We start from the raw sequence: 20274 nt of genomic DNA, 5'->3' as shown, positions 1-20274 counted from the left end.
CTGCGGCTGGAACACGTCGCCTGACCATGCACAAGGTCGGCATGGGCCGATAGTGTTCAGCATTGTCGAACTACGTCAGCAGGAGGCTGCGCCATGGCACGGAACATCCAGTCGCTCGAACGAGCCGCTGCGATGCTGCGGCTCCTGGCGGGCGGCGAGCGCCGCCTGGGCCTGTCGGACATCGCCTCCTCCCTGGGCCTGGCCAAGGGCACGGCGCACGGGATCCTGCGCACCCTGCAGGCGGAGGGCTTCGTCGAGCAGGACGCCGCCTCGGGCCGCTACCAGCTGGGCGCGGAGCTGCTCCGGCTGGGCAACAGCTACCTGGACGTGCACGAGCTGCGGGCGCGGGCGCTGGTGTGGACGGACGACCTGGCCCGGGCGAGCGGCGAGAGCGTCTACGTGGGCGTGCTGCACAAGAGCGGGGTGCTGATCATGCACCACGTCTTCCGCCCGGACGACAGCCGTCAAGTGCTGGAGGTGGGCGCCATGCAGCCGCTGCACTCGACGGCCCTGGGCAAGGTGCTCTCCGCGTACGACCCGGTCGCGCACACCGAGGCCGTGGAAGCGGAGCGGGAGGCGTTCACGCCCCGCACGGTCACGGACCCGGCCGGCTTCGAGGAGGTACTCGACCTGACCCGGGCGCGCGGCTGGGCGGCCGACGTGGAGGAGACCTGGGAGGGCATCGCCTCGGTGGCGGCGCCCATCCACGACCGGCGCCGGATGCCGGTGGGCGCGGTGGCGGTCGCCGGCGCGGTGGAGCGGGTGTGCGGGGACGGCGGCGAGCCGCGGGCCGCGCTGGTGGCGTCCGTACGGGACTGCGCGCGGGCCGTTTCCCGCGACCTCGGCGCGGGCCGCTTCTAGCCCCTTGCCGGCTCCTTTCAGGCCACTTCGCGGCCGCTTCCTGCCCTCTTTTCGCCATATTCCGACCGAAGCATGGCTTGATGTGGTCGATCCCACGGCGCGGTAACGATCCGGCATTTGGCCTGGCCAACCCTTGACGCGTTCTTCACCCGGGCGGAAAACTGCCGTTCATCGGTCGGCATTGTCGAACACCTACCGGCAATACGCGCTAGGGTGTGGGCAAGGCCATGGACCGGTGACGCACTCACCGAGTGCGCGGACGACGGGACGGGACCCCGTGTCCGCCCACCATTGGACGCAAGACAAAGGAGTCGCGGGTGCCCAGCTCCGACATCTTCCTCGGCGAGACCATCGGTACCGCCCTGCTCACCCTGCTCGGCGGTGGTGTCTGCGCCGCCGTCACGCTCAAGAGCTCCAAGGCCCGTAACGCAGGCTGGCTGTCGATCACCTTCGGCTGGGGTTTCGCCGTACTGATCGCCGCCTACGTCTCCGCTCCCCTCTCCGGCGCGCACCTGAACCCGGCGGTCACCGTCGGCCTGGCCGTCAAGAACGGCGAGTGGGGCGACGTCCCCGTCTACTTCGCGGGACAGCTCCTCGGCGCGATGCTCGGCGCCGTCCTGATGTGGATCACCTACTACGGCCAGTTCCGCGCCCACCTCGCGGACCCCGAGAACATCCGCGACGCCAAGCTCGGCCCGGAGGACCCCCACCCGCACGACCAGGCGGGCCCCGTCCTCGGCGTCTTCTCCACCGGGCCCGAGATCCGCAACGTGGTGCAGAACCTCACCACCGAGATCATCGGCACCGCCGTCCTCGTCCTGGCCATCCTCACCCAGGGCCTCCAGGACGACGGCAAGGGCCTCGGCGTCATAGGCGTCCTGATCACGTCGTTCGTGGTCGTCGGCATCGGCCTCTCCCTCGGCGGGCCCACCGGCTACGCCATCAACCCGGTCCGCGACCTCGGACCCCGCATCGTCCACGCCCTGCTGCCGCTGCCCAACAAGGGCGGCTCGGACTGGGGCTACTCCTGGATCCCGGTGGTCGGCCCGCTCGTCGGCGCCGCGCTCGCCGGCGGTCTCTACAACATCGCGTTCGCCTGATCGGAACGGCCCCGCGCTCGTAGGATCCGCACCGCCCCACTGAATCCGCACTCCTCACGACCTGCCAGGAGCAGCCACCATGACCAGCAGCACCGGCCCCTTCATCGCAGCGATCGACCAGGGCACCACCTCCTCCCGCTGCATCGTCTTCGACCGCGACGGCCGCATCGTCGCCGTCGACCAGAAGGAGCACGAGCAGATCTTCCCCAAGCCCGGCTGGGTGGAGCACGACGCCACCGAGATCTGGACCAACGTCCAGGAGGTCGTCGCGGGCGCCATCGCCAAGGCGGAGATCACCTCCGCCGACGTCAAGGCGATCGGCATCACCAACCAGCGCGAGACCACCGTCCTGTGGGACAAGAACACCGGCGAGCCGGTCCACAACGCGCTCGTCTGGCAGGACACCCGCACCGACGCCCTGTGCAAGGAGCTCGGCCGCAACGTCGGCCAGGACCGCTTCCGCCGCGAGACGGGCCTGCCGCTCGCCTCGTACTTCGCGGGCCCGAAGGTCCGCTGGCTCCTCGACAACGTGGAGGGCCTGCGCGAGCGCGCCGAGGCCGGCGACATCCTCTTCGGCACCATGGACTCCTGGGTCATCTGGAACCTGACCGGCGGCGTGCAGGGCGGCGTCCACGTCACCGACGTGACCAACGCGTCCCGCACCATGCTGATGAACCTGCACACCCTCGCCTGGGACGAGCGCATCGCGGAGTCCATGGACGTCCCGCTCGCGGTCCTCCCCGAGATCCGCTCCTCCGCCGAGGTGTACGGCCACGTCAAGGACGGCGTCCTCGCGGGCGTCCCCGTCGCCTCCGCGCTCGGCGACCAGCAGGCCGCCCTGTTCGGCCAGACCTGCTTCTCCGAGGGCGAGGCCAAGTCCACGTACGGCACCGGCACGTTCATGCTGATGAACACCGGCGACAAGATCATCAACTCCTACAGCGGCCTGCTGACCACCGTCGGCTACCAGATCGGCGACCAGAAGCCGGTCTACGCCCTGGAGGGCTCCATCGCCGTCACCGGCTCGCTCGTCCAGTGGATGCGCGACCAGATGGGCCTGATCAAGTCCGCGGCCGAGATCGAGACGCTGGCCTCCTCCGTCGAGGACAACGGCGGCGCCTACTTCGTCCCCGCCTTCTCCGGCCTGTTCGCCCCCTACTGGCGCGCCGACGCCCGCGGCGTCATCGCCGGCCTGACCCGGTACGTCACCAAGGCGCACATCGCCCGCGCCGTCCTGGAGGCCACCGCCTGGCAGACCCGCGAGATCACCGACGCCATGACCAAGGACTCCGGCGTCGAGCTGGCCGCCCTGAAGGTCGACGGCGGCATGACCTCCAACAACCTGCTGATGCAGACGCTCTCCGACTTCCTGGACGCCCCCGTGGTCCGTCCGATGGTCGCCGAGACCACCTGCCTCGGCGCCGCCTACGCCGCCGGCCTGGCCGTCGGCTTCTGGCCCGACACCGACGCCCTGCGCGCCAACTGGCGCCGCGCGGCCGAGTGGACCCCGCGGATGCCCGCCGAGCAGCGGGACCGCGAGTACAAGAACTGGCTCAAGGCCGTCGAGCGGTCCATGGGCTGGATCGACGAGGAAAACGCCGGCTGACCGCACCAGCCGTCGAACCGATGAGGAGCTGAAGAGACATGAGCACCCTGCAGAGCGTCCCCGCCCTGGGAACGCACCCGACCGCCGGCTCGAACCCGGGCCGCGCCGAGACCCGTGAGCAGCTGGCCAAGGCCACGTACGACCTGCTGGTCATCGGCGGTGGAATCCTGGGCACCTCGGTGGCCTGGCACGCCGCGCAGTCGGGTCTGCGGGTCGCCATGGTGGACGCCGGCGACTTCGCCGGCGCCACCTCCTCCGCCTCCTCCAAGCTCGTCCACGGGGGCCTGCGCTACCTGCAGACCGGCGCGGTCAAGCTGGTGGCCGAGAACCACCACGAGCGGCGGGTGCTGGCCAAGGACGTGGCCCCGCACCTGGTCAACCCGCTCACCTTCTACCTGCCGGTCTACAAGGGCGGCCCGGTGGGTGCGGCCAAGCTGGGCGCGGGCGTCTTCGCCTACTCCGCCCTCTCGGCCTTCGGCGACGGCATGGGCAAGGTCATATCCCCCGCCCGTGCCGTCGCCGACAACCCCGGCCTGCGGACCGACAACCTCAAGGCCGTCGCGGTCTACTACGACCACCAGATGAACGACTCCCGCGTCGCCGTCATGACGGTCCGCGCGGCCGTCGAGTCCGGCGCGGTCGTCCTCAACCACGCCGAGGTCACCGGCCTGCGCACGACGCGCGGCCGGGTCTCCGGCGCCGAGCTCAAGGACCGCCTCGACGGCACCGAGTTCGGCATCGACGCCCGCGTCGTGCTCAACGCCACCGGCCCGTGGGTGGACCACCTGCGGCGCATGGAAGACAAGCACGCGCTGCCGTCGATCCGCCTGTCCAAGGGCGCGCACATCGTCATGAAGCGCAAGTCGCCGTGGAAGGCCGCCATGGCCACCCCGATCGACAAGTACCGCATCACCTTCGCCCTGCCGTGGGAGGACCAGCTTCTGCTGGGCACCACCGACGAGGTGTACGAGGGCGACCCGGCCGACGTCCGCGCCACCGAGAAGGACATCCAGCAGATCCTGGACGAGGCCGCCTTCTCCGTGAAGGACGCCGACCTCGACCGCTCCCTCATGACGTACGCGTTCGCCGGCCTGCGCGTCCTGCCCGGCGGCCCCGGCGGCGTCGAGAAGGCCAAGCGCGAGACGGTCGTCTCCGAAGGCGCGGGCGGCATGCTGTCCGTGGCCGGCGGCAAGTGGACCACGTACCGCCACATCGGCCGCGTCGTCATGGACAAGCTGGCCAAGCTGCCCGGCAGCCCGCTCACCGACGACATGGAGCCCGTCAAGTCGCTGGTCCGCCGGGTCCCGCTGCCCGGTGTCGCCAACCCCAACGCCGTCGCCCACCGCCTGCTCGTCGACCGCGAGCCCGGCGCCCGCATGGACCCGCTGACCGCCCGCCACCTGGCGTCCCACTACGGCTCCCTCGCCTTCGACGTGGCCCGCCTCGCCAACGAGGACCCGGCCCTCGCCGAGCGCATCCACCCGGACGGCCCGGAGATCTGGGCGCAGGTCGCCTACGCCCGCGACTTCGAATGGGCCGAGACCGCCGACGACGTGCTGCGCCGGCGCACCACGGTGACCATCCGCGGCCTCGACAGCGCCGAGGTCCGCGGCCGCGTCGAGGAGATGCTGGGCCGCAAGGCATAGCCGCCCGCGCAGTGGGGAAGAGGGGCGGTTCCGAGGGGAACCGCCCCTCCGTCGTGGGCTGTGGCAGCCGTCCCCGCAAGCCTTAGGCTGACCCACGTACGCAAGGAACTTCGGAAGGAGACCTGGGTGATCGAGCTTGAGGGCGTGCCCGAGCTGATCGACCCGGTCATGGTGGCCGCGTTCGAGGGCTGGAACGACGCGGGCGACGCGGCGTCCGGTGCGGTCGCGCACCTGGACCGGGAGTGGAAGGGCGAGGTCTTCGCGGCACTCGACGCCGAGGACTACTACGACTTCCAGGTCAACCGGCCCACCGTGTGGCTGGACAACGGCGTCCGGAAGATCACATGGCCGACGACGCGGCTGTCCGTGGTGCGGATCGGCGGCGCCAAGCCGCGCGACCTCGTTCTCGTGCGGGGCATCGAGCCCTCGATGCGGTGGCGGTCGTTCTGCAACGAACTCCTCGGCTTCGCCCACGAACTGGGCGTCGAGATGGTCGTCATCCTCGGCGCCCTCCTGGGCGACACCCCGCACACCCGTCCCGTACCCGTCAGCGGAGTCACCTCCGACCCGGACCTGGCCCGGACGATGCACCTGGAGGAGACCAAGTATGAGGGCCCCACCGGCATCGTCGGCGTCCTCCAGGAAGCCTGCACGCACGCCGGAGTGCCCGCCGTGTCCCTGTGGGCGGCCGTCCCCCACTACGTGTCCCAGCCGCCCAACCCGAAGGCCACGCTGGCCCTGCTGAACCGGCTCGAAGACCTCATCGACGTACGGATCCCGCTCGGCGAGCTGCCCGAGGACGCGCGGGCGTGGCAGCTCGGAGTGGACCAACTCGCCGCCGAGGACAGCGAGGTCGCCGAGTACGTGCAGACGCTGGAGGAGGCGCGGGACACGGCGGACCTGCCGGAGGCGTCGGGGGACGCCATCGCCCGGGAATTCGAGCGCTACCTCCGCCGGCGGGACCCGTCGGCGGACCCCGGCCCCGCGCCGGGCGGCGACGCCACGTACCTCCGCGACCCGTCCCCGGGCCGCCCCCGCCCCCGCAGGTCCCCGGACCCGGAGGAAGACCCGGGCGAAACCCCGGATCCCCCGCAGGCGTAACCCGGCTGCGCCGGGCCCGGCGGCCGGGGCGGGGCCCGGGACCCGCACGGCCGGGGCAGGACCGCCGGTCCGGGCCGCCGCCCTGCCCCGGACCCCGGGGCGGTGCCGCCGGCCGATGCCGGGGTCGGTTGCACCGCGCCCGAGCGACGGGCCGGGCCATGGGCCTGACACGGCCGAACGGCGGCCACTGCGCTGCCGGCCGCGCAGCGGGGCCCACGCCCCGGCCTGAGCCGGGCCGCCGACGGCCGGGTAACCGGCTCCGCAGGGGCTTCGGGCCGCTGCGCGGAGCCGGTTCCCCTACCCGCCCCTTCCCGAAACCGGGGACAAGCCCCCGGCCCCCCGAAACGGGCGCTCCGCGCCCGTGCGCTCACCGGCCCCCCGAAACGGGCGCTCCGCGCCCGTGCGCTCAAACGCCGCGCGGGCTTGACATTGCCCCCGCCAGCGCCATCCAGCCCCGCCGGCGATTGAGGCGCGGGGGCACGGGGGCAGCGCCCCCGAAACCACCCACCACCGGACACCCGGACACGCCCCGCCAGCCACATCCGGCCACATCCAGCCCCGCCGGCGTTTGAGGCGCGGGGGCACGGGGGCAGCGCCCCCGAAACCACCCACCACCGGACACCCGGACACACACCGCCGGCACACCCAGCCCCGCCGGCGCATGAGGCGCAGGGGCATGGGGGCAGCGCCCCCGGAAGCAGTCGCGCCCCGACCCCCGGCGGCGCAGGCGGCTCGGCCGGGGGTTGGGGCGCGGCGGGGGTTACAGGGCTACGCCCAGGAGGGCGTCCACCGTGCGGGAGACCAGCCCGGGGGCGGTGGTGTCGTCGCCGTCGGCGGCGTTCTGGGCGGCCACCCAGCGGTCCACCGCGGCCAGCGCCGCCGGCGCGTCGAGGTCGTCGGCGAGCGCGGCCCGCACTTCCTCGACCAGCGCATCCGCCGGCAGGCCGTCCGGCCGGGACACGGCGGCACGCCACCGCGCGAGCCGTGCCTCCGCCTCGGCGAGGACCGCGTCCGTCCACTCCCAGTCGTCCCGGTAGTGGTGCGAGAGCAGCGCCAGCCGGATCGCGGCCGGGTCGACGCCGGCGCGCCGCAGGGCGGAGACGAAGACCAGGTTGCCCTTGGACTTCGACATCTTCTCGCCGTTCAGGGCGACCATTCCGGCGTGGACGTACGCCTTGGCCATCGGGAACTCGCCGGTGAGGACCTGCGCGTGCGAGGCGCCCATCTCGTGGTGCGGGAACGCCAGGTCGGAGCCGCCGCCCTGGATGTCGAAGCCCATTCCGAGGTGGTCGAGCGCGATGGCGACGCATTCGATGTGCCAGCCGGGCCGGCCGGGGCCGAGCGAGGCGCCGTCCCAGCTGGGCTCGCCCGGGCGCGCGGCCATCCACAGCATGGGGTCGAGGGGGTTCTTTTTGCCGGGGCGCTCGGGGTCTCCGCCGCGTTCGGCGGACAGCAGCCGCATGGCCTCGGCGTCGAGGTTGGACACCCCGCCGAAGTGGGGGTCGGATTCCACGGAGAAGTAGACGTCGCCCTCGAGCTCGTACGCGGCGCCCGCGTCCCGCAGCCGTTCGACGAGGGGCACGATGCCCGGTATGGCCTCGACGGCGCCGATGTACTGCTGCGGCGGCAGGATCCGCAGGGCGGTCATGTCCTCGCGGAAGAGTGCGGTCTCGCGTTCCGCGAGCTCGGTCCAGTCGTGGCCGTCGCGCAGGGCCCGCTCCAGGAGGGGGTCGTCGACGTCGGTGACGTTCTGGACGTAGTGGACCTGGCGCTTGGTGTCGAGCCACACGCGCTGCACGAGGTCGAACGCGTTGTAGGTCGCCGCGTGACCGATGTGGGTCGCGTCGTACGGGGTGATGCCGCAGACGTAGATGCGGGCGACGGGACCGGGGTCGAGGGTGATCTTCCCCTGGGTCGCGGTGTCGTGGATCTGGAGGTCGCGGCCCTTGCCGGGAAGGGCGGGGACCTCAGAAGCGGGCCAGGCATGCATGCCTTGAGCCTAACCGGACGCGTGTTCCGGAAACTAACCGGACCAGCAGTGTTGGCCGGATGGGCGCTCTTGCACTGTGGCCTGTTCTGTGCGTCTGCGGCGGGAGTGGTTCAGACCGGCGGCCAGGGGATGGACGGCCACTGCCCGGACGGCTCGGGGTGTATTCCGGTGCGCAGCAGTCGGGCCACCCGGGCCCGTACGGCGGCCAGCTCGGCCGTGGTGATCAGTTCGGCCAGCCGGGTGGCGAGGGGCTCTCCGTCGGCGAGCTGCCGCTCCAGCCGGGCCAGTACCGTGCACGCCTCGGCGGTCAGGGGCTCGCCTGCCCAGCCCCAGAGCAGGGTGCGCAGCTTGTCCTCGACGTGGAAGGTGACGCCGTGGTCGATGCCGTAGAGGCGGCCGCCGGGTGCGGGCAGCAGGTGGCCGCCCTTGCGGTCGCCGTTGTTGATCACGGCGTCGAGGACGGCGAGCCGCCGCAGCCGAGGGTCGTCGGCGTGCACGAGCAGGGCGGTGCGGCCCTCCCCGACCTCGGCGAGCGCGACGGGCTTCCAGCCGTCGCCCGCCTCTTCTCCTTCGACGAGGGCCAGCAGCCCCGCCCCGTCGATGTCGGCGTCGGCGCCGCCGCTGCCGTCCTGCGCGGCGTCGGGTCCGGCGGCGTCGATCCACTGCTGGACCATGCCCTCCCCGTACGGCCCGTCCCGCAGCACGGTCGGCGGGACGAGGCCCCAGCCGGTGGCCTCGGAGACCAGGTAGGCGGCGACCTCGCGGCGCGCCAGGTTGCCGTCGGGGAAGTCCCACAGGGGGCGCTCCCCCTTGACCGGCTTGTACACGCAGTCGGTGCGGGCGCCGCCGCGGGCGGCGGTGCACAGCAGGACGGCGTTCGACGCGCCGGGGATCCGCCCGACGACGGTCAGCTCGCCCTCGGCGAGCAGTTCCTCCACCTCCCCCGCGGTGTTCACACCTGGCGCCGGTAGCCGTTCTGGCGGGGGCACACGTGGCCCTCGGGGTCCAAGGGCAGGCTGCACAGCGGGCACGGCGGCCGGCCGGCGTTGACGACGTCGAGGGCGCGCTTGGCGAAGGCCCGGGCCTGGGCGCCGGTGAGGCGGACCCGCAGCATGGGCGGGCCGTTCTCCTCGTCCTGGAGGAGCCGCTCCTCCGCCTCGGCGAGGTCCTCCTCCGAGTCGGCGTCGAGTTCGACGAGCGCCTGCGCTTCGACGATCATGCGCTGTTCCTCGCCGTCCCAGGCCAGGGCCATGGTGCCGACGCGGAACTCCTCGTCGACGGGGACGTCGAGGGGCGCGGTGTCAGCGGCCTCGGCGGGTGCGACGGCCGGGACTGCGGCGTTGCCGCCGCTGCGCCGCACGACCTCGTCCAGCAGTTCGTCCATCCGCTCCGCGAGCGCGGCGACCTGGGTCTTCTCCAGGGAGACGCTGGTGATGCGGGGTCCGGCGGAGGCCTGCAGGAAGAACGTACGGCGTCCCGGCAGACCGACCGTGCCGGCCACGAAGCGGTCCGGCGGGTCGTAGAGGAACACCTGACGGGGCACGTCCAGTCTCCAAGTCTTCGCTGCGGGGGTGTCGGCGGGGCGTGGCCGCGCCGCGGGGTGGCCCATCCACCCTACTGCGCCGTTGGATCACGCCGCGCCCGCACCGCCCCCCACGACCGCGTTCCCGCCGTCCTCGGTGGCGGCTTCGAAGGTCTCCGTCTCGGACGCGGCAGGGTCGGGTGCGCGGGCGGGGCGCGGCGCGAGGGAGGCGAAGTCGCCGGTGTCGCCGAGCCGGAGCAGGAACGGCCGGGTCGGCGTGTAGCGGACGGCGGTGACGGAGCAGGGGTCGACGTGGATGCGCTGGAAGAGGTCCAGGTGCATGCCGAGGGCGTCGGCGACGACGGACTTGATGATGTCGCCGTGGGAGCACATGAGGAAGACGGCGTCTGCACCGTGCTCCTCCTCGATGCGGGCGTTCCAGTCGCGTACGGCATCGACGGCGCGCGCCTGCATCGCCCGCATGGACTCGCCCCCGGGGAAGGCGGCGGCGGAGGGGTGCTGTTGCACGATCTTCATCAGCGGTTCTTCGGCGAGTTCGGCGAGTTTGCGGTTCGACCAGTCGCCGTAGTGGCATTCGCCGATCCGCTCGTCGGTGTGCAGCGGCAGGTCGGGGCGCTCGGCGAGCAGCGGCTCCAGGGTCTCCCGGCAGCGCTGGAGCGGGCTCGTGACGGCGGCGGCGAGCGGTACGCCGGCGAGCCGTCCGGGCAGTGCGCGGGCCTGCTCCGCGCCGCGTTCGTCGAGGCCGACGCCCGGGGTCCATCCGGCGAGCAGCCCTGCGGTGTTGGCGGTGGACCGCCCGTGTCGTACGAGGATCAGCGTGGCCATGGGCGCAAGCCTAGGCTGCGTCGCGGGCTGCGCACACCGGGAGTTGGGTACGGGCGGCGGGCCGCGCGGACGCCCCGGCTAGGCAGGGGCCGGGGCCGGGGTGCCGAGGGCGTCGAGGCGGTCCGGCATGCGGAGGCCGACCATGCGGTGCCAGCCGGCGAACCGCTCGTACGCGTACCCGGCGCGGATGCCGGCGGCGAGGGCGGCGGACTTGGCGGCGGGCCAGCGCAGCAGCCGTCCCATGTGGTCCATGACGGCGAGGCTGACGTCCCGGTATACGGCGATCTCGGCGAGGGCGCTCCGGCGCAGGACGCGTTGGATGGTGCGGCCGTGGCCGCGGTGGGCGAGGCGCAGCAGTTCCTCGTGGCAGTAGGCCAGGTGGGCGTCCTCGTCTCCGCTGATCATGCGGACGGCCCTGCCGATCTCGGGGTGGTCGCCGAAGTGCCGGACCAGGAGGGCCATCTGCTCGGCGGCGCGCTGTTCGGTGACGCGGCTGTGCGCGAGGTAGACGACGACGTCCTGCTCGGTCAGCGGCTCGTCGGCGCGCAGTTTGGTGTGGGCAAGGCCGATGCCGCGCCGCTCCAGCAGCATCGTGTAGTCGGTCTCGGGCGGGACGGGAACGGCGGGCAGTCCGCGCTTGCGCAGCAGGGCCCGGAAGATGCGGCCGTGCTTGTCCTCGTCGGCGCCGTGGCGGGCGATCTTGGGGGCGAGGTCGCGCATGCCGTCGGGGACGAGGGCGGCGATGCGGGCGTTCTCCCAGCCGCCCTGGGCTTCGCCGCTGGCGGCGATGGAGCAGAAAAGCTGGAAGGAGTGCTCGTCGTCGAGGATCTCCTGGAACACGCTGCGGGCGGAGAGCATGCTCCGAGTCAACGGCGGGCCGCGGGGACGGGCAACCGCGGGGGTGTTCCCGCTCCTCCGTTCGGGCGACGGCCGGGGGCGGCCCCGGGTGCGTAACCCCGGGGGCGGGGCGCGCGTTGTTGCGGGTGTCGGCCGTGGCGGGGAAGACCCCCGAGCCCCCACCACGGCCGCAGGCTTCCGGGCCCGGGTTCCCCGGGGCCCTCCCGTCCGCCGTCCGTCAGGCGAGGCCGGCGTGCTCCAGGGCCTGCGTGCCGGCGCGGAGGGCGGTGATCCGCTCCTCCAGGGTGAATCCGGCCGGGGCGAGGGTCAGGGTGGTGACGCCGGCCTCGGCGTAGGCCCGCATGCCGTCGGCGATGCGCTCGACGGAGCCGAGCAGGGTGGTGGAGTCGATGAGGGAGTGCGGGACGGCTGCGGCGGCGCCCGCCTTGTCGCCGGCCAGGTACTTGTCCTGGATCTCGGCGGCCTCCTTCTCGTAGCCCATGCGCTGCGCGAGCTGGTTGTAGAAGTTCTGCTTCCGGCTGCCCATGCCGCCCACGTAGAGGGCGGTGTAGGGGCGGAACATGTCGGCGAGGCCGGGCACGTCGTCACCGACGGCGAGCGGGACGGTCGGGCAGACGTCGAAGCCGTCCATGCCGAGGCCGGCCTTCTCGCGGCCGGCCCGGATGTGGCGCAGCGCGGTGGCCTCCAGGTGTTCGGCGGCGGGGAAGATCAGCAGCGCGCCGTCGGCGATCTCGCCGGTCTGCTCCAGGTTCTTCGGGCCGATGGCGGCGATGTAGAGCGGGATGCGCTCGCGCTCGGGGTGCACGGTGAGCTTGATCGGCTTGCCGGGGCCGCCCGGCAGGGGCAGCGTCCAGTGCTCGCCCTCGTAGGAGAGGCGCTCGCGGGTCATGGCCTTGCGGACGATCTCGACGTACTCGCGGGTGCGGGCGAGCGGCTTGTCGAACTTCACGCCGTACCAGCCCTCGGAGACCTGCGGGCCGGAGACGCCGAGGCCGAGGCGGAAGCGGCCCTTGGTGAGGGAGTCGAGGGTGGCGGCCGTCATCGCGGTCATCGCGGGCTGGCGGGCCGGGATCTGCATGATCGCGGAGCCGACGTCGATGCGCTCGGTCTGGGCGGCGACCCAGGACAGCACGGTGGGGGCGTCGGAGCCGTACGCCTCGGCGGCCCAGCAGACGTCGTAGCCGAGGCGGTCCGCCTCCTGGGCCACCGCGAGGTTGTCCGCGTCCATGCCGGCGCCCCAGTAGCCGAGATTGATGCCGAGCCGCATGTGTCGTCCCCTTACCGGTGTACCGATCAGTAACGTTGGTCTTGGCGGACTGTAGCGCGCCAGGGTCCGCCGCGTCAGTGCCCCAGTAGTCTCAGCGCTCATGGAGCAGAGGCATCTCGGCCGCACCGGCCTGCGCGTGTCCCGGATCGGCCTCGGCACCCTGACGTGGGGCCGTTGCGAGGACGGGCCGGACGAGGCGGGCGCCGCGGAGCAGTTGAAGGCGTTCTGGGAGGCGGGCGGCACGCTCGTCGACACCGCGGACGTGTACGGGGGCGGCGAGGCCGAGTACCTGCTGGGGCGGCTCGTGGGGTCGCTCGTGCCGCGCCGGGACCTCGTCATCGCGACGAAGGCGGGCAGCGTGCCCGACCCCGACCGGCGCTTCGACGGCTCGCGCGGGCACCTGCTGGCCGCGCTGGACGAGTCCCTGGAGCGCCTCGGCACGGACCACGTCGACCTGTGGCAGGTCCACGCCTTCGACCCGGCGACGCCGCTGGAGGAAACGCTGCAGGCCCTGGACCTGGCCGTGAGCAGCGGGCGCGCCCGGTACGCCGGGGTGTCGAACTTCAGCGGCTGGCAGCTGGCCAAGGCGGCGACCTGGCAGCTGGCGGCGCCGGGCGGGCGGACGCGGCTTGCCAGTACGCAGATGGAGTACTCGCTGCTCCAGCGGGGCGTGGAGCGGGAGGTGCTGCCCGCGGCCCGCGACCTGGGCGTCGGGCTGCTGCCGTCGTCGCCGCTGGGGCGGGGGGTCCTGACGGGCAAGTACCGGACGGGCACCCCGGCCGACTCCCGGGGCGCGTCCCCGGCCATGGCGGGCTTCGTCGAGCCGTACCTCGACGACGCGGCGGCCGGCATCGTGGACGCGGTGGCGACGGCCGCGCACGGCCTGGCGGTGACGCCGCTGCAGGTGGCGCTGGCGTGGGTGCGGGACCGGCCGGGGGTGGCCGCGCCGATCGTCGGAGCGCGGACGTCGACGCAGCTCGCGGAGGCCCTGTCGGTGGAGGAGCTTACGCTTCCGGAGGAGATCTGCCGGGCGCTGGACGACGTGTCGGCGCCGGTGCACCGCTACCCCGACCAGGACTGGAGCACGCTGTGAGCACGGACCGCGACACCGAGGCCGCTGCCGCGGAAACCCCGACGCCGACCCCGGGCCAGGAGCCGCCCGGCACCCCGGCGCCCGACGCCCCGGCCCAAGCCGCGGCCGCGGGGGACGGCGACGGGGCGGCGGCGGCCCCCGCAGACCCCGTGTCCACCGCGGCCGATGGCTCCGCGCCCGCCGCGCCCGCCGCGGACGACGGCCGGGAGGCCGGGGGCCCGTCGGCCTCGGGCGGCGCGGACGACGGCTCGGACAGCGGCCAGGACGGTGAGGCCCCGCAGGCCGCGGCCGACGGCGAGGGCGCCGAGTCCATGCCTCCGGCCGACGAGGACGCCGGAGAGGAACCCGCGGGCAGCGGGCCCGCCGACGGCGGGGAGCCGCAGGCGGCGGCAGACGGCGGCGCCGCGGATGCGTCCGGCAGCGAGGCGGGAGGGCCATCAGCAGGGAACGGGCCCGCCGGCGGCGCGGACAGCGGCCGGGAGCCGCGCGATGCAGCCGCCGACAACCCCGCAGCGCCCGCACACCCGGCCGACGGCGAAGCCGGAGAAGACCCCGCGGGCAGCGGGCCCGCCGACGGCGGGGACCCGCAGGACGCGGTCGGCGGCGACGGTCCGGACGCTTCGGCTTCGGGCGGCGCGGACACCGAGGGCGGCACCGCGGGTGGGGCGGCGCAGCTCAGTGAGGCCGAGGCCGAGCTCGCGGCGCAGCGGTACGAGCGGGAGCGGATCGCGCGCCGCAAGGCGGAACGCGAGGCCCCGGTCGAGGCGGGCGGCAAGCTCAGCGGCAAGGCCGCCGACCTGCTGGCCGCCGTCCGGGCCGTGGAGAGCGGAAAGTCCGCGCCCGCGTACTTCGACGACGCCCCGGCCGTCCCGCGCCGGCCCGCCCCGGAGACCCACGACGCCCGCGCCGCCGAGCCGGCGCCGCAGCCTCCGCGGCCGCGCCCGGAGGCCGTGGCGCCCTCCGCGCCGCCCGCGGAGCGCGTCGAGGCCGTCCGGGCCGTGCTCGTACGCGGCGGCGCCCCCGCGGAGCTGGCCGCTCCGGCGGCGGCCGCGCTCGGCGAGGACGCGGCCGAGCAGCTCACCGAGGACCCGTGGCGGCTCCTCGCCGTCGCGGGCGTCCGCCCGAACCAGGCGGACGGGTTCGCGCGCGCCCTGCTGGGCCCCGGCGCCGGTCCGGCCGACGAGCGCCGCGCCGCAGCGCTCGTCGGCTGGCTGCTGGAGCAGGCCGCGCTCAAGGGGCACACCGCCCTGGAGGCGCCCGCCCTGGAGTCCGCCCTGGCCGGGTACGGGGTCCCCGTCCCGGCCGAGGCGCTCGGCCAGGCCATTGCGGAGGGCCTGGTCCTGGTGTTCCACGAGCCGGTGGCCGAGCCGGCCGCCCGGACCTCGCAGGATTCCGATGCCGAGACCGAGCAGCCCGTACGCGTCCTCGTCGGCCTGGAGGGCCACGCGCTGGCCGAGGAGAGCCTGGCCGACGGCCTGGCCCGGCTGACCGGCACCTTCACCGGCGAGGGCACCGCCGCCTGGGAGCCGTCCGCGGCCGGTGCGGGCGCCGAGCTGGTCCGTGCCGCCGCGGCGCACGGCCTGGTCGTGCACACCGGCGGCGAGGCCGCCCGCGCCGAGCCGCTGGCCCTGGCGGCGGCGGCCCGGGAGCACGGCCTGCGCACCTGCCTCGCCGCGCACGCCCCCGCGCCGGGGGTCGTCACCGTGGCCGGGCTGCTCGCCGGGACGGAGGGCCCCGAGCGGGACGCGGACGGCCGGTTCGCGCTGGACCTGCTGGTCGTGCTGGACGCGCCGCAGCTCGACGTGGAGACCGCGGCAGCCCTGGTGGAGTCGGTCCCGGACGGCGCCCGCCTGGTGCTGTCCGGGGACCCCGCCGTCCTGGGCTCCGCGGGCCCGGGCCGGGTGTTCGCGGATCTCCTCGCGGCCCGTGTGTGCCCGCAGGTGGCCTCCCGCATCCCGGATCCGGGCCCCATCGGCGAGCTGGTCTCGGGCATCGGGATCGGCGAGCTGAACAAGGTCGACGCCCCGGGCCGGGAGGTCGTCATCGTGCCCGTCCGCGATGCGGGCGAGGCGGTGCACCGCACGGTGCAGCTCGTCGCCGAGTCCGTGCCCCGGGCCTTCGGCATCGCGGCGGACGGCGTGCAGGTCATCACCCCGGGCCACGGCGGCTCGGCGGGCACCCGCGCGCTGAACGCGGCGCTGAAGGAGCGGCTGAACCCGGGCCCGGGCCGTTTCCGCGGTTTCGACCCCGGCGACCGCGTCGTCCACGTGCCGTCGCCCGGGCGGGCCGTCCCGGCGCGGGTGGTGTCGGCGGACGCCGCGGGCCTGCACCTGGACGCCGCGGGCTCGCGGGTCGTCGTACCGAAGGAGCTGGTGGAGTCGCGGGTGCGGCATGGTTGGGCGGTCACGGCGCACCAGGCCGTCGGCGCGCGCTGGCCGGCGGTGGTCGTCGTCCTGCCGGGGGACGCGGTGCCCGCGCTGTCGCGGGACTGGGTGTACACGGCGTTCGGGCGGGCCGAGCGGCACCTGTCGGTGGTGCACGGCGTCGACCAGGCGCTGCCGCACGCGGTTGCGGAGGTGCTGCCGAAGCCGCGGACGACGCGGCTGGCGGGCCTGCTGCGGGGGCTCGCGGCCGCCGCGCAGGAGCGGCCGGAGTAGCGGCGCGCCACGCGGCCGGCCCCCTCCCGTCGCGGGCGGGGGCCGGCCGCGTCTGCGGCGCGGGACGAGGCGGGTCAGGCGGGCGTCAGGCCGGGCGCCGCGGCCTCGTCGTCCTCCTCCTCGTCGTCGTCGAAGACGGAGCTGACGTCGAACCGGTGCAGGACGTCCTGCGGGTCAGTGCCGCCGAACGGCGCGGCGAGCCACTCCCCCGGCTCCGGGATCTCGTGGGACGCGGCGATCCACAGCGTCGAGTCGCCCTCCTCCAGGCCGAAGTCCTTGGCCCGCGAGGCGATTTCGTCGGGCTCGTACTCCCCGAAGAGGACGCCCAGCGCACCGGCCGTGCCCCCGTCGTGGACGAGCTCGGCGTCGCGATCGTGCGCGGCGACCCGGTCGGCCTGGGCGACCAGCCGCCCCGGGTGCACGACGGCGTAGTCGCGCCGGATGAGCACGCTGAAGGCGGCGGGCTCGGCGGGTCCGGCGTACGGGGCTCCGTCCTCGGGGGTGGGGATCTCGAACGGGGTGACCTCGTCGTAGCGGTCGTAGAGGAGCTCGTCGTACTCCTCGGCGGCGGCGGCGAGTTCGTTGAAAGCGGCGTAGACGGCCGGGTCCTCGTCCCCGACCCTGCTCTCGACAGCGGCGAGGTGGCGGTCGATGGCGGCCTTGACGGCCTCGGCGGCGGCGCGAACCTCGGCAACAGTGGGCAGAGCGGCATCAGACATAGAGCAGACGCTATCCGTAGCGGGGCGGTGCCCGCACAATAGATGCGATGCCGGAATACGAATTCGTCGACGTGTACGTGCCTCGCGGGGTCCCCCGCAAGGAGGCGACCCGACTGCTGACCGACCACGCCGAGTACGGGAACTGGGAGCTCGACCGGATGAGCCTGCACCGGGACGGGAGCCGCAGGGTGCGGCTGCGCCGCCGGATCATCCGCCAGGTCCGGGCGACCTGGTGACGGGCTGACCTGGTGACATGGCGCGGGCCCCGCCCCGGGAGGGGACGGGGCCCGCGCTGTGGCGGCGTCGCGTCAGGCCGCGCCGCGGGCCCGCCGGTAGAGCACGGTTCCGGCCAGGAGCGTGCCGGCGGCCAGCGGAAGGGCCACGCCGAGGACGTCGCCGGCGCCGGTCGCGGCAAGCCCGGCCTGCCGGGCCGGACCGATCCCGGCCCCGGGGCCGCCGGGCGTCACCGAACCACCGCCCGGGTTGCCGGGCTGACCCGGGGTGCCGGGGTTCCCGGGCTGGCCCGGGACACCGGGATTACCCGGCCGGCCCGGGGTGCCGGGGTTCCCGGGGGTACCGGGGTTGCCCGGGTTGCCCGGCTGACCAGGGTTCTCGGGCCGGCCCGGCCCCTCCTCGTCGCACGGCTCGTCCGGAACCTGCGGACCGCCCGGCTGGCCCGGACTGCCCGGCTGCCCGGGGTTCCCGGGCTGGCCCGGGGCGCCGGGATTGCCCGGCTGGCCCGGGGTGCCGGGGTTCCCCGGCTGGCCCGGATTCTCCGGGTTGCCGCCGCCGTTGGTGCAGCGGTTGCCGAACGCCGGGTTCAGCAGCCCGACGACGTCGATCGTGTTGCCGCAGACGTTCACCGGTGCGTCCACCGGGGCCTGCACGCTGTTGCCGGACAGCACGCCCGGCGAACCGGCGGCCTGCCCGGACGCGGCGGCTCCGGCGCCGCCGGCCGCCTGCGCGTATCCCCCGCCCAGGGCGAGGACACCCCCTGCCGCGGCCATCGTGATCAAGGTCTTCCCGGCCGCCGCCGCCTGTCGTCGCATCTCTTCCATCCCCCTGCCGTTTACAAGAACACCGGGCCCGAAAGCCCGGCGGCCCCGGAGCGCTGGATTGCGCTCCGGGGCCCCAAGACCTCAGGTGCGTCAGGCGTTGACGCAGGTGTTGCCGAAGGCCGGGTTCAGCAGGCCGACGACGTTGATGGTGTTGCCGCAGACGTTCACCGGGATGTGGACCGGGACCTGGACGACGTTGCCGGACAGGACGCCCGGGGAGCCGATGGCCGCACCCTGCGCGCCCGCGTCGGCAGCGGCCACGCCCGCGCCCGCCAGAACCAGACCACCGGTGGCAGCGGCAGCGGCCACAACCTTCTTCAGCATTGTTCCTCCTAGTAGGCAATGCGGTCCCAGCCGCGGACCGCACCACCTGTAACGAGGAGGGATCACCGGGGCTACGAGCGTATGAGCGCATTCACTCTTCCCGGTGGTCTGTGCACACCTTCCCGATTCTCAGCAGTTGTCGATGAATCGGTCGAGGACGCGCACGCCGAACTTGAGCCCGTCGACCGGCACCCGCTCGTCCACGCCGTGGAACATGCCGGCGAAGTCCAGCTCGGGCGGCAGCTGGAGCGGTGCGAAGCCGAAGCAGCGGATGCCGAGGTCGTCGAAGGACTTGGCGTCCGTACCGCCGGAGAGCATGTACGGGACGGCGCGCGCGATCGGGTCCTCCGCCTTGAGTGCGCCCTGCATGGCGTCCACGAGCCGGCCGTCGAAGTCGGTCTCCAGGGCCTTGTCCCCGTGGACGTCCTCCCGCTTCACGCGCGGCCCGAGGATGCGGTCGAGGTCGGCGAAGAACTCGTCCTCGTATCCGGGCAGGAAGCGGCCGTCGACGTGCGCGGTGGCCTGGCCGGGGATGACGTTGACCTTGTAGCCGGCGCCGAGCATCGTCGGGGCGGCCGAGTTCCGCAGGGTCGCGCCGACCATCTTCGCGATGCCGCCCAGCTTGGCGAGGGTGGCGTCCATGTCGTCCGGGTCGAGGGGGGTGCCCAGGGCGTCGGACAGCTCGTCCAGGAAGGACCGCACGGTCTTCGTGACGCGGACCGGCCACTGGTGCCGGCCGAGCCTCCCCACGGCCTCGCACAGCTCCGTGATCGCGTTGTCGGTGTTCGTCATGGAGCCGTGGCCCGCCGTGCCCTCCACGGTCAGGCGCATCCAGTGCATGCCCTTCTGGGCCGTCTCGACGAGGTACAGGCGCAGGTTCTCGTTGACGGTGAAGGAGAAGCCGCCGACCTCGCCGATCGCCTCGGTGACGCCCTCGAAGAGGCCGGGGTGGTGGTCGACGAGGTGGCGGGCGCCGTACACGCCGCCCGCCTCCTCGTCCGCGAGGAACGCGAGGACGATGTCGCGCGGCGGCTTGCGGCCGCTGCGGAGCCGGTCGCGGACGACGGCGAGCGTCATCGCGTCCATGTCCTTCATGTCGACGGCGCCGCGGCCCCAGACGCAGCCGTCGGCGATCTCCCCGGAGAAGGGGTCGTACGTCCAGTCGGCGGCGTTGGCCGGGACGACGTCGGTGTGCCCGTGGATGAGCAGGGCGGGCCGCGAGGGGTCCTCCCCCTCGATGCGGGCCACGGTCGAGGCCCGGCCCTTGTGGGACTCGAAGACCTGCGGCTCCAGGCCGACCTCGGCGAGCTTCTCGGCGACCCACTCGGCGGCCTTGCGCTCGCCGGGGCCCGAGTGGTCCCCGTAGTTGCTCGTGTCGATCCGGATGAGGTCCCGGCAGAGGTCGACGACCTCGTCCTCGCCGGAGACGGTCCTGCCCGCGCTCGACTCGCTCACGCTGCTTCCTCCCACTGATCAGTACCGACGGCTGCGCCTCCCCATCCTCCCGCGCCGGCCCGCCTCGCCCAAGGGCGATCCCCGGCCGCAGGGGGTGTGATCGGGCCCCCTGAATGTTTGGTAATGTTTTCCACGTCGGAACGGCCGAGCGGCCGGGAAGACAGACACCTT

At 74.0% G+C, this 20274-nt stretch carries 18 protein-coding genes; 8 read left to right on the top strand and 10 right to left on the bottom strand.

Going from position 1 to position 20274, the window contains the following annotated elements:
- The first annotated feature begins 93 nt into the window (after positions 1–93).
- From IE170_RS29365 to IE170_RS29345, 5 genes are all read left to right on the top strand, one after another.
- A complete protein-coding gene (locus IE170_RS29365; protein WP_189812509.1) occupies positions 94–861 on the top strand; it encodes an IclR family transcriptional regulator in 768 nt (255 codons plus the stop codon).
- A 317-nt stretch (positions 862–1178) separates the two neighbouring features.
- Positions 1179–1961 carry an MIP/aquaporin family protein gene (locus tag IE170_RS29360; RefSeq protein WP_189812508.1) on the top strand — a complete coding sequence of 261 codons (783 nt, stop codon included), beginning with the start codon at positions 1179–1181 and terminating at the stop codon, positions 1959–1961.
- Between the two features lie 79 nt (positions 1962–2040).
- Positions 2041–3567 (top strand): glycerol kinase GlpK, encoded by a 1527-nt coding sequence (glpK, locus tag IE170_RS29355; protein WP_189812507.1) that lies wholly within the window; start codon positions 2041–2043, stop codon positions 3565–3567.
- Between the two features lie 38 nt (positions 3568–3605).
- On the top strand, positions 3606–5213 hold the full coding sequence (locus tag IE170_RS29350) for a glycerol-3-phosphate dehydrogenase/oxidase (RefSeq protein WP_189812506.1): 1608 nt from the start codon (positions 3606–3608) through the stop codon (positions 5211–5213).
- Positions 5214–5339: 126 nt separating this feature from the next.
- Positions 5340–6314 carry a PAC2 family protein gene (locus tag IE170_RS29345; protein ID WP_189812505.1) on the top strand — a complete coding sequence of 325 codons (975 nt, stop codon included), beginning with the start codon at positions 5340–5342 and terminating at the stop codon, positions 6312–6314.
- Between the two features lie 760 nt (positions 6315–7074).
- On the opposite strand, the gene mshC is transcribed toward IE170_RS29345, so the two are convergent.
- The 6 genes from mshC to IE170_RS29315 all read right to left on the bottom strand — a co-directional run bounded on the left by mshC (position 7075) and on the right by IE170_RS29315 (position 12797).
- Entirely contained in the window at positions 7075–8304 is a 1230-nt protein-coding gene (gene mshC / locus IE170_RS29340; protein ID WP_189812504.1) for a cysteine--1-D-myo-inosityl 2-amino-2-deoxy-alpha-D-glucopyranoside ligase, read from the bottom strand.
- A 110-nt stretch (positions 8305–8414) separates the two neighbouring features.
- Positions 8415–9293: an SCO1664 family protein gene (locus IE170_RS29335; RefSeq protein ID WP_189812503.1), complete on the bottom strand. Its 879-nt coding sequence runs from the start codon at positions 9291–9293 to the stop codon at positions 8415–8417.
- Entirely contained in the window at positions 9257–9847 is a 591-nt protein-coding gene (locus IE170_RS29330; RefSeq protein ID WP_114056904.1) for a DUF3090 domain-containing protein, read from the bottom strand. The genes IE170_RS29335 and IE170_RS29330 overlap by 37 nt, the downstream gene beginning before the upstream one ends.
- An 87-nt stretch (positions 9848–9934) precedes the next feature.
- Positions 9935–10672 carry a histidine phosphatase family protein gene (locus IE170_RS29325; protein ID WP_189812502.1) on the bottom strand — a complete coding sequence of 246 codons (738 nt, stop codon included), beginning with the start codon at positions 10670–10672 and terminating at the stop codon, positions 9935–9937.
- 78 nt (positions 10673–10750) lie between these two features.
- Positions 10751–11530 carry a ferritin-like domain-containing protein gene (locus IE170_RS29320; protein ID WP_189812501.1) on the bottom strand — a complete coding sequence of 260 codons (780 nt, stop codon included), beginning with the start codon at positions 11528–11530 and terminating at the stop codon, positions 10751–10753.
- Positions 11531–11747: 217 nt separating this feature from the next.
- The gene (locus IE170_RS29315; protein ID WP_189812500.1) at positions 11748–12797 is read right to left on the bottom strand and encodes an LLM class F420-dependent oxidoreductase; all 1050 of its coding nucleotides are present in this window, start codon (positions 12795–12797) and stop codon (positions 11748–11750) included.
- A 100-nt stretch (positions 12798–12897) separates the two neighbouring features.
- On the opposite strand from IE170_RS29315, the gene IE170_RS29310 reads away from it, so the two are divergent.
- Positions 12898–13890, top strand: coding sequence for an aldo/keto reductase (locus IE170_RS29310; RefSeq protein WP_189812499.1), 993 nt, complete (start codon positions 12898–12900; stop codon positions 13888–13890).
- Between the two features lie 311 nt (positions 13891–14201).
- Complete coding sequence (locus IE170_RS29305) at positions 14202–16547, top strand: helix-hairpin-helix domain-containing protein (protein WP_189812537.1); 2346 nt, start codon at positions 14202–14204, stop codon at positions 16545–16547.
- Between the two features lie 74 nt (positions 16548–16621).
- On the opposite strand, the gene IE170_RS29300 is transcribed toward IE170_RS29305, so the two are convergent.
- The gene (locus tag IE170_RS29300) at positions 16622–17266 is read right to left on the bottom strand and encodes a hypothetical protein (RefSeq protein WP_189812498.1); all 645 of its coding nucleotides are present in this window, start codon (positions 17264–17266) and stop codon (positions 16622–16624) included.
- A gap of 47 nt (positions 17267–17313) precedes the next feature.
- On the opposite strand from IE170_RS29300, the gene IE170_RS29295 reads away from it, so the two are divergent.
- On the top strand, positions 17314–17502 hold the full coding sequence (locus tag IE170_RS29295; protein ID WP_189812497.1) for a DUF5703 family protein: 189 nt from the start codon (positions 17314–17316) through the stop codon (positions 17500–17502).
- A gap of 72 nt (positions 17503–17574) precedes the next feature.
- On the opposite strand, the gene IE170_RS33415 is transcribed toward IE170_RS29295, so the two are convergent.
- The 3 genes from IE170_RS33415 to IE170_RS29270 all read right to left on the bottom strand — a co-directional run bounded on the left by IE170_RS33415 (position 17575) and on the right by IE170_RS29270 (position 20103).
- A complete protein-coding gene (locus tag IE170_RS33415) occupies positions 17575–18315 on the bottom strand; it encodes a chaplin (RefSeq protein ID WP_223856462.1) in 741 nt (246 codons plus the stop codon).
- Positions 18316–18414: 99 nt separating this feature from the next.
- Complete coding sequence (chpH, locus tag IE170_RS29275) at positions 18415–18648, bottom strand: chaplin ChpH (protein WP_114056911.1); 234 nt, start codon at positions 18646–18648, stop codon at positions 18415–18417.
- A gap of 129 nt (positions 18649–18777) precedes the next feature.
- The gene (locus tag IE170_RS29270; protein ID WP_189812496.1) at positions 18778–20103 is read right to left on the bottom strand and encodes a M20/M25/M40 family metallo-hydrolase; all 1326 of its coding nucleotides are present in this window, start codon (positions 20101–20103) and stop codon (positions 18778–18780) included.
- Between the last annotated feature and the right edge of the window lie 171 nt (positions 20104–20274).

This window comes from Streptomyces toxytricini (genome assembly GCF_014649915.1).
GTDB lineage: Bacteria > Actinomycetota > Actinomycetes > Streptomycetales > Streptomycetaceae > Streptomyces > Streptomyces toxytricini.
Note: the sequence above shows the minus strand (reverse complement) of the source record. Positions and strands in the feature narration are given on the sequence as shown.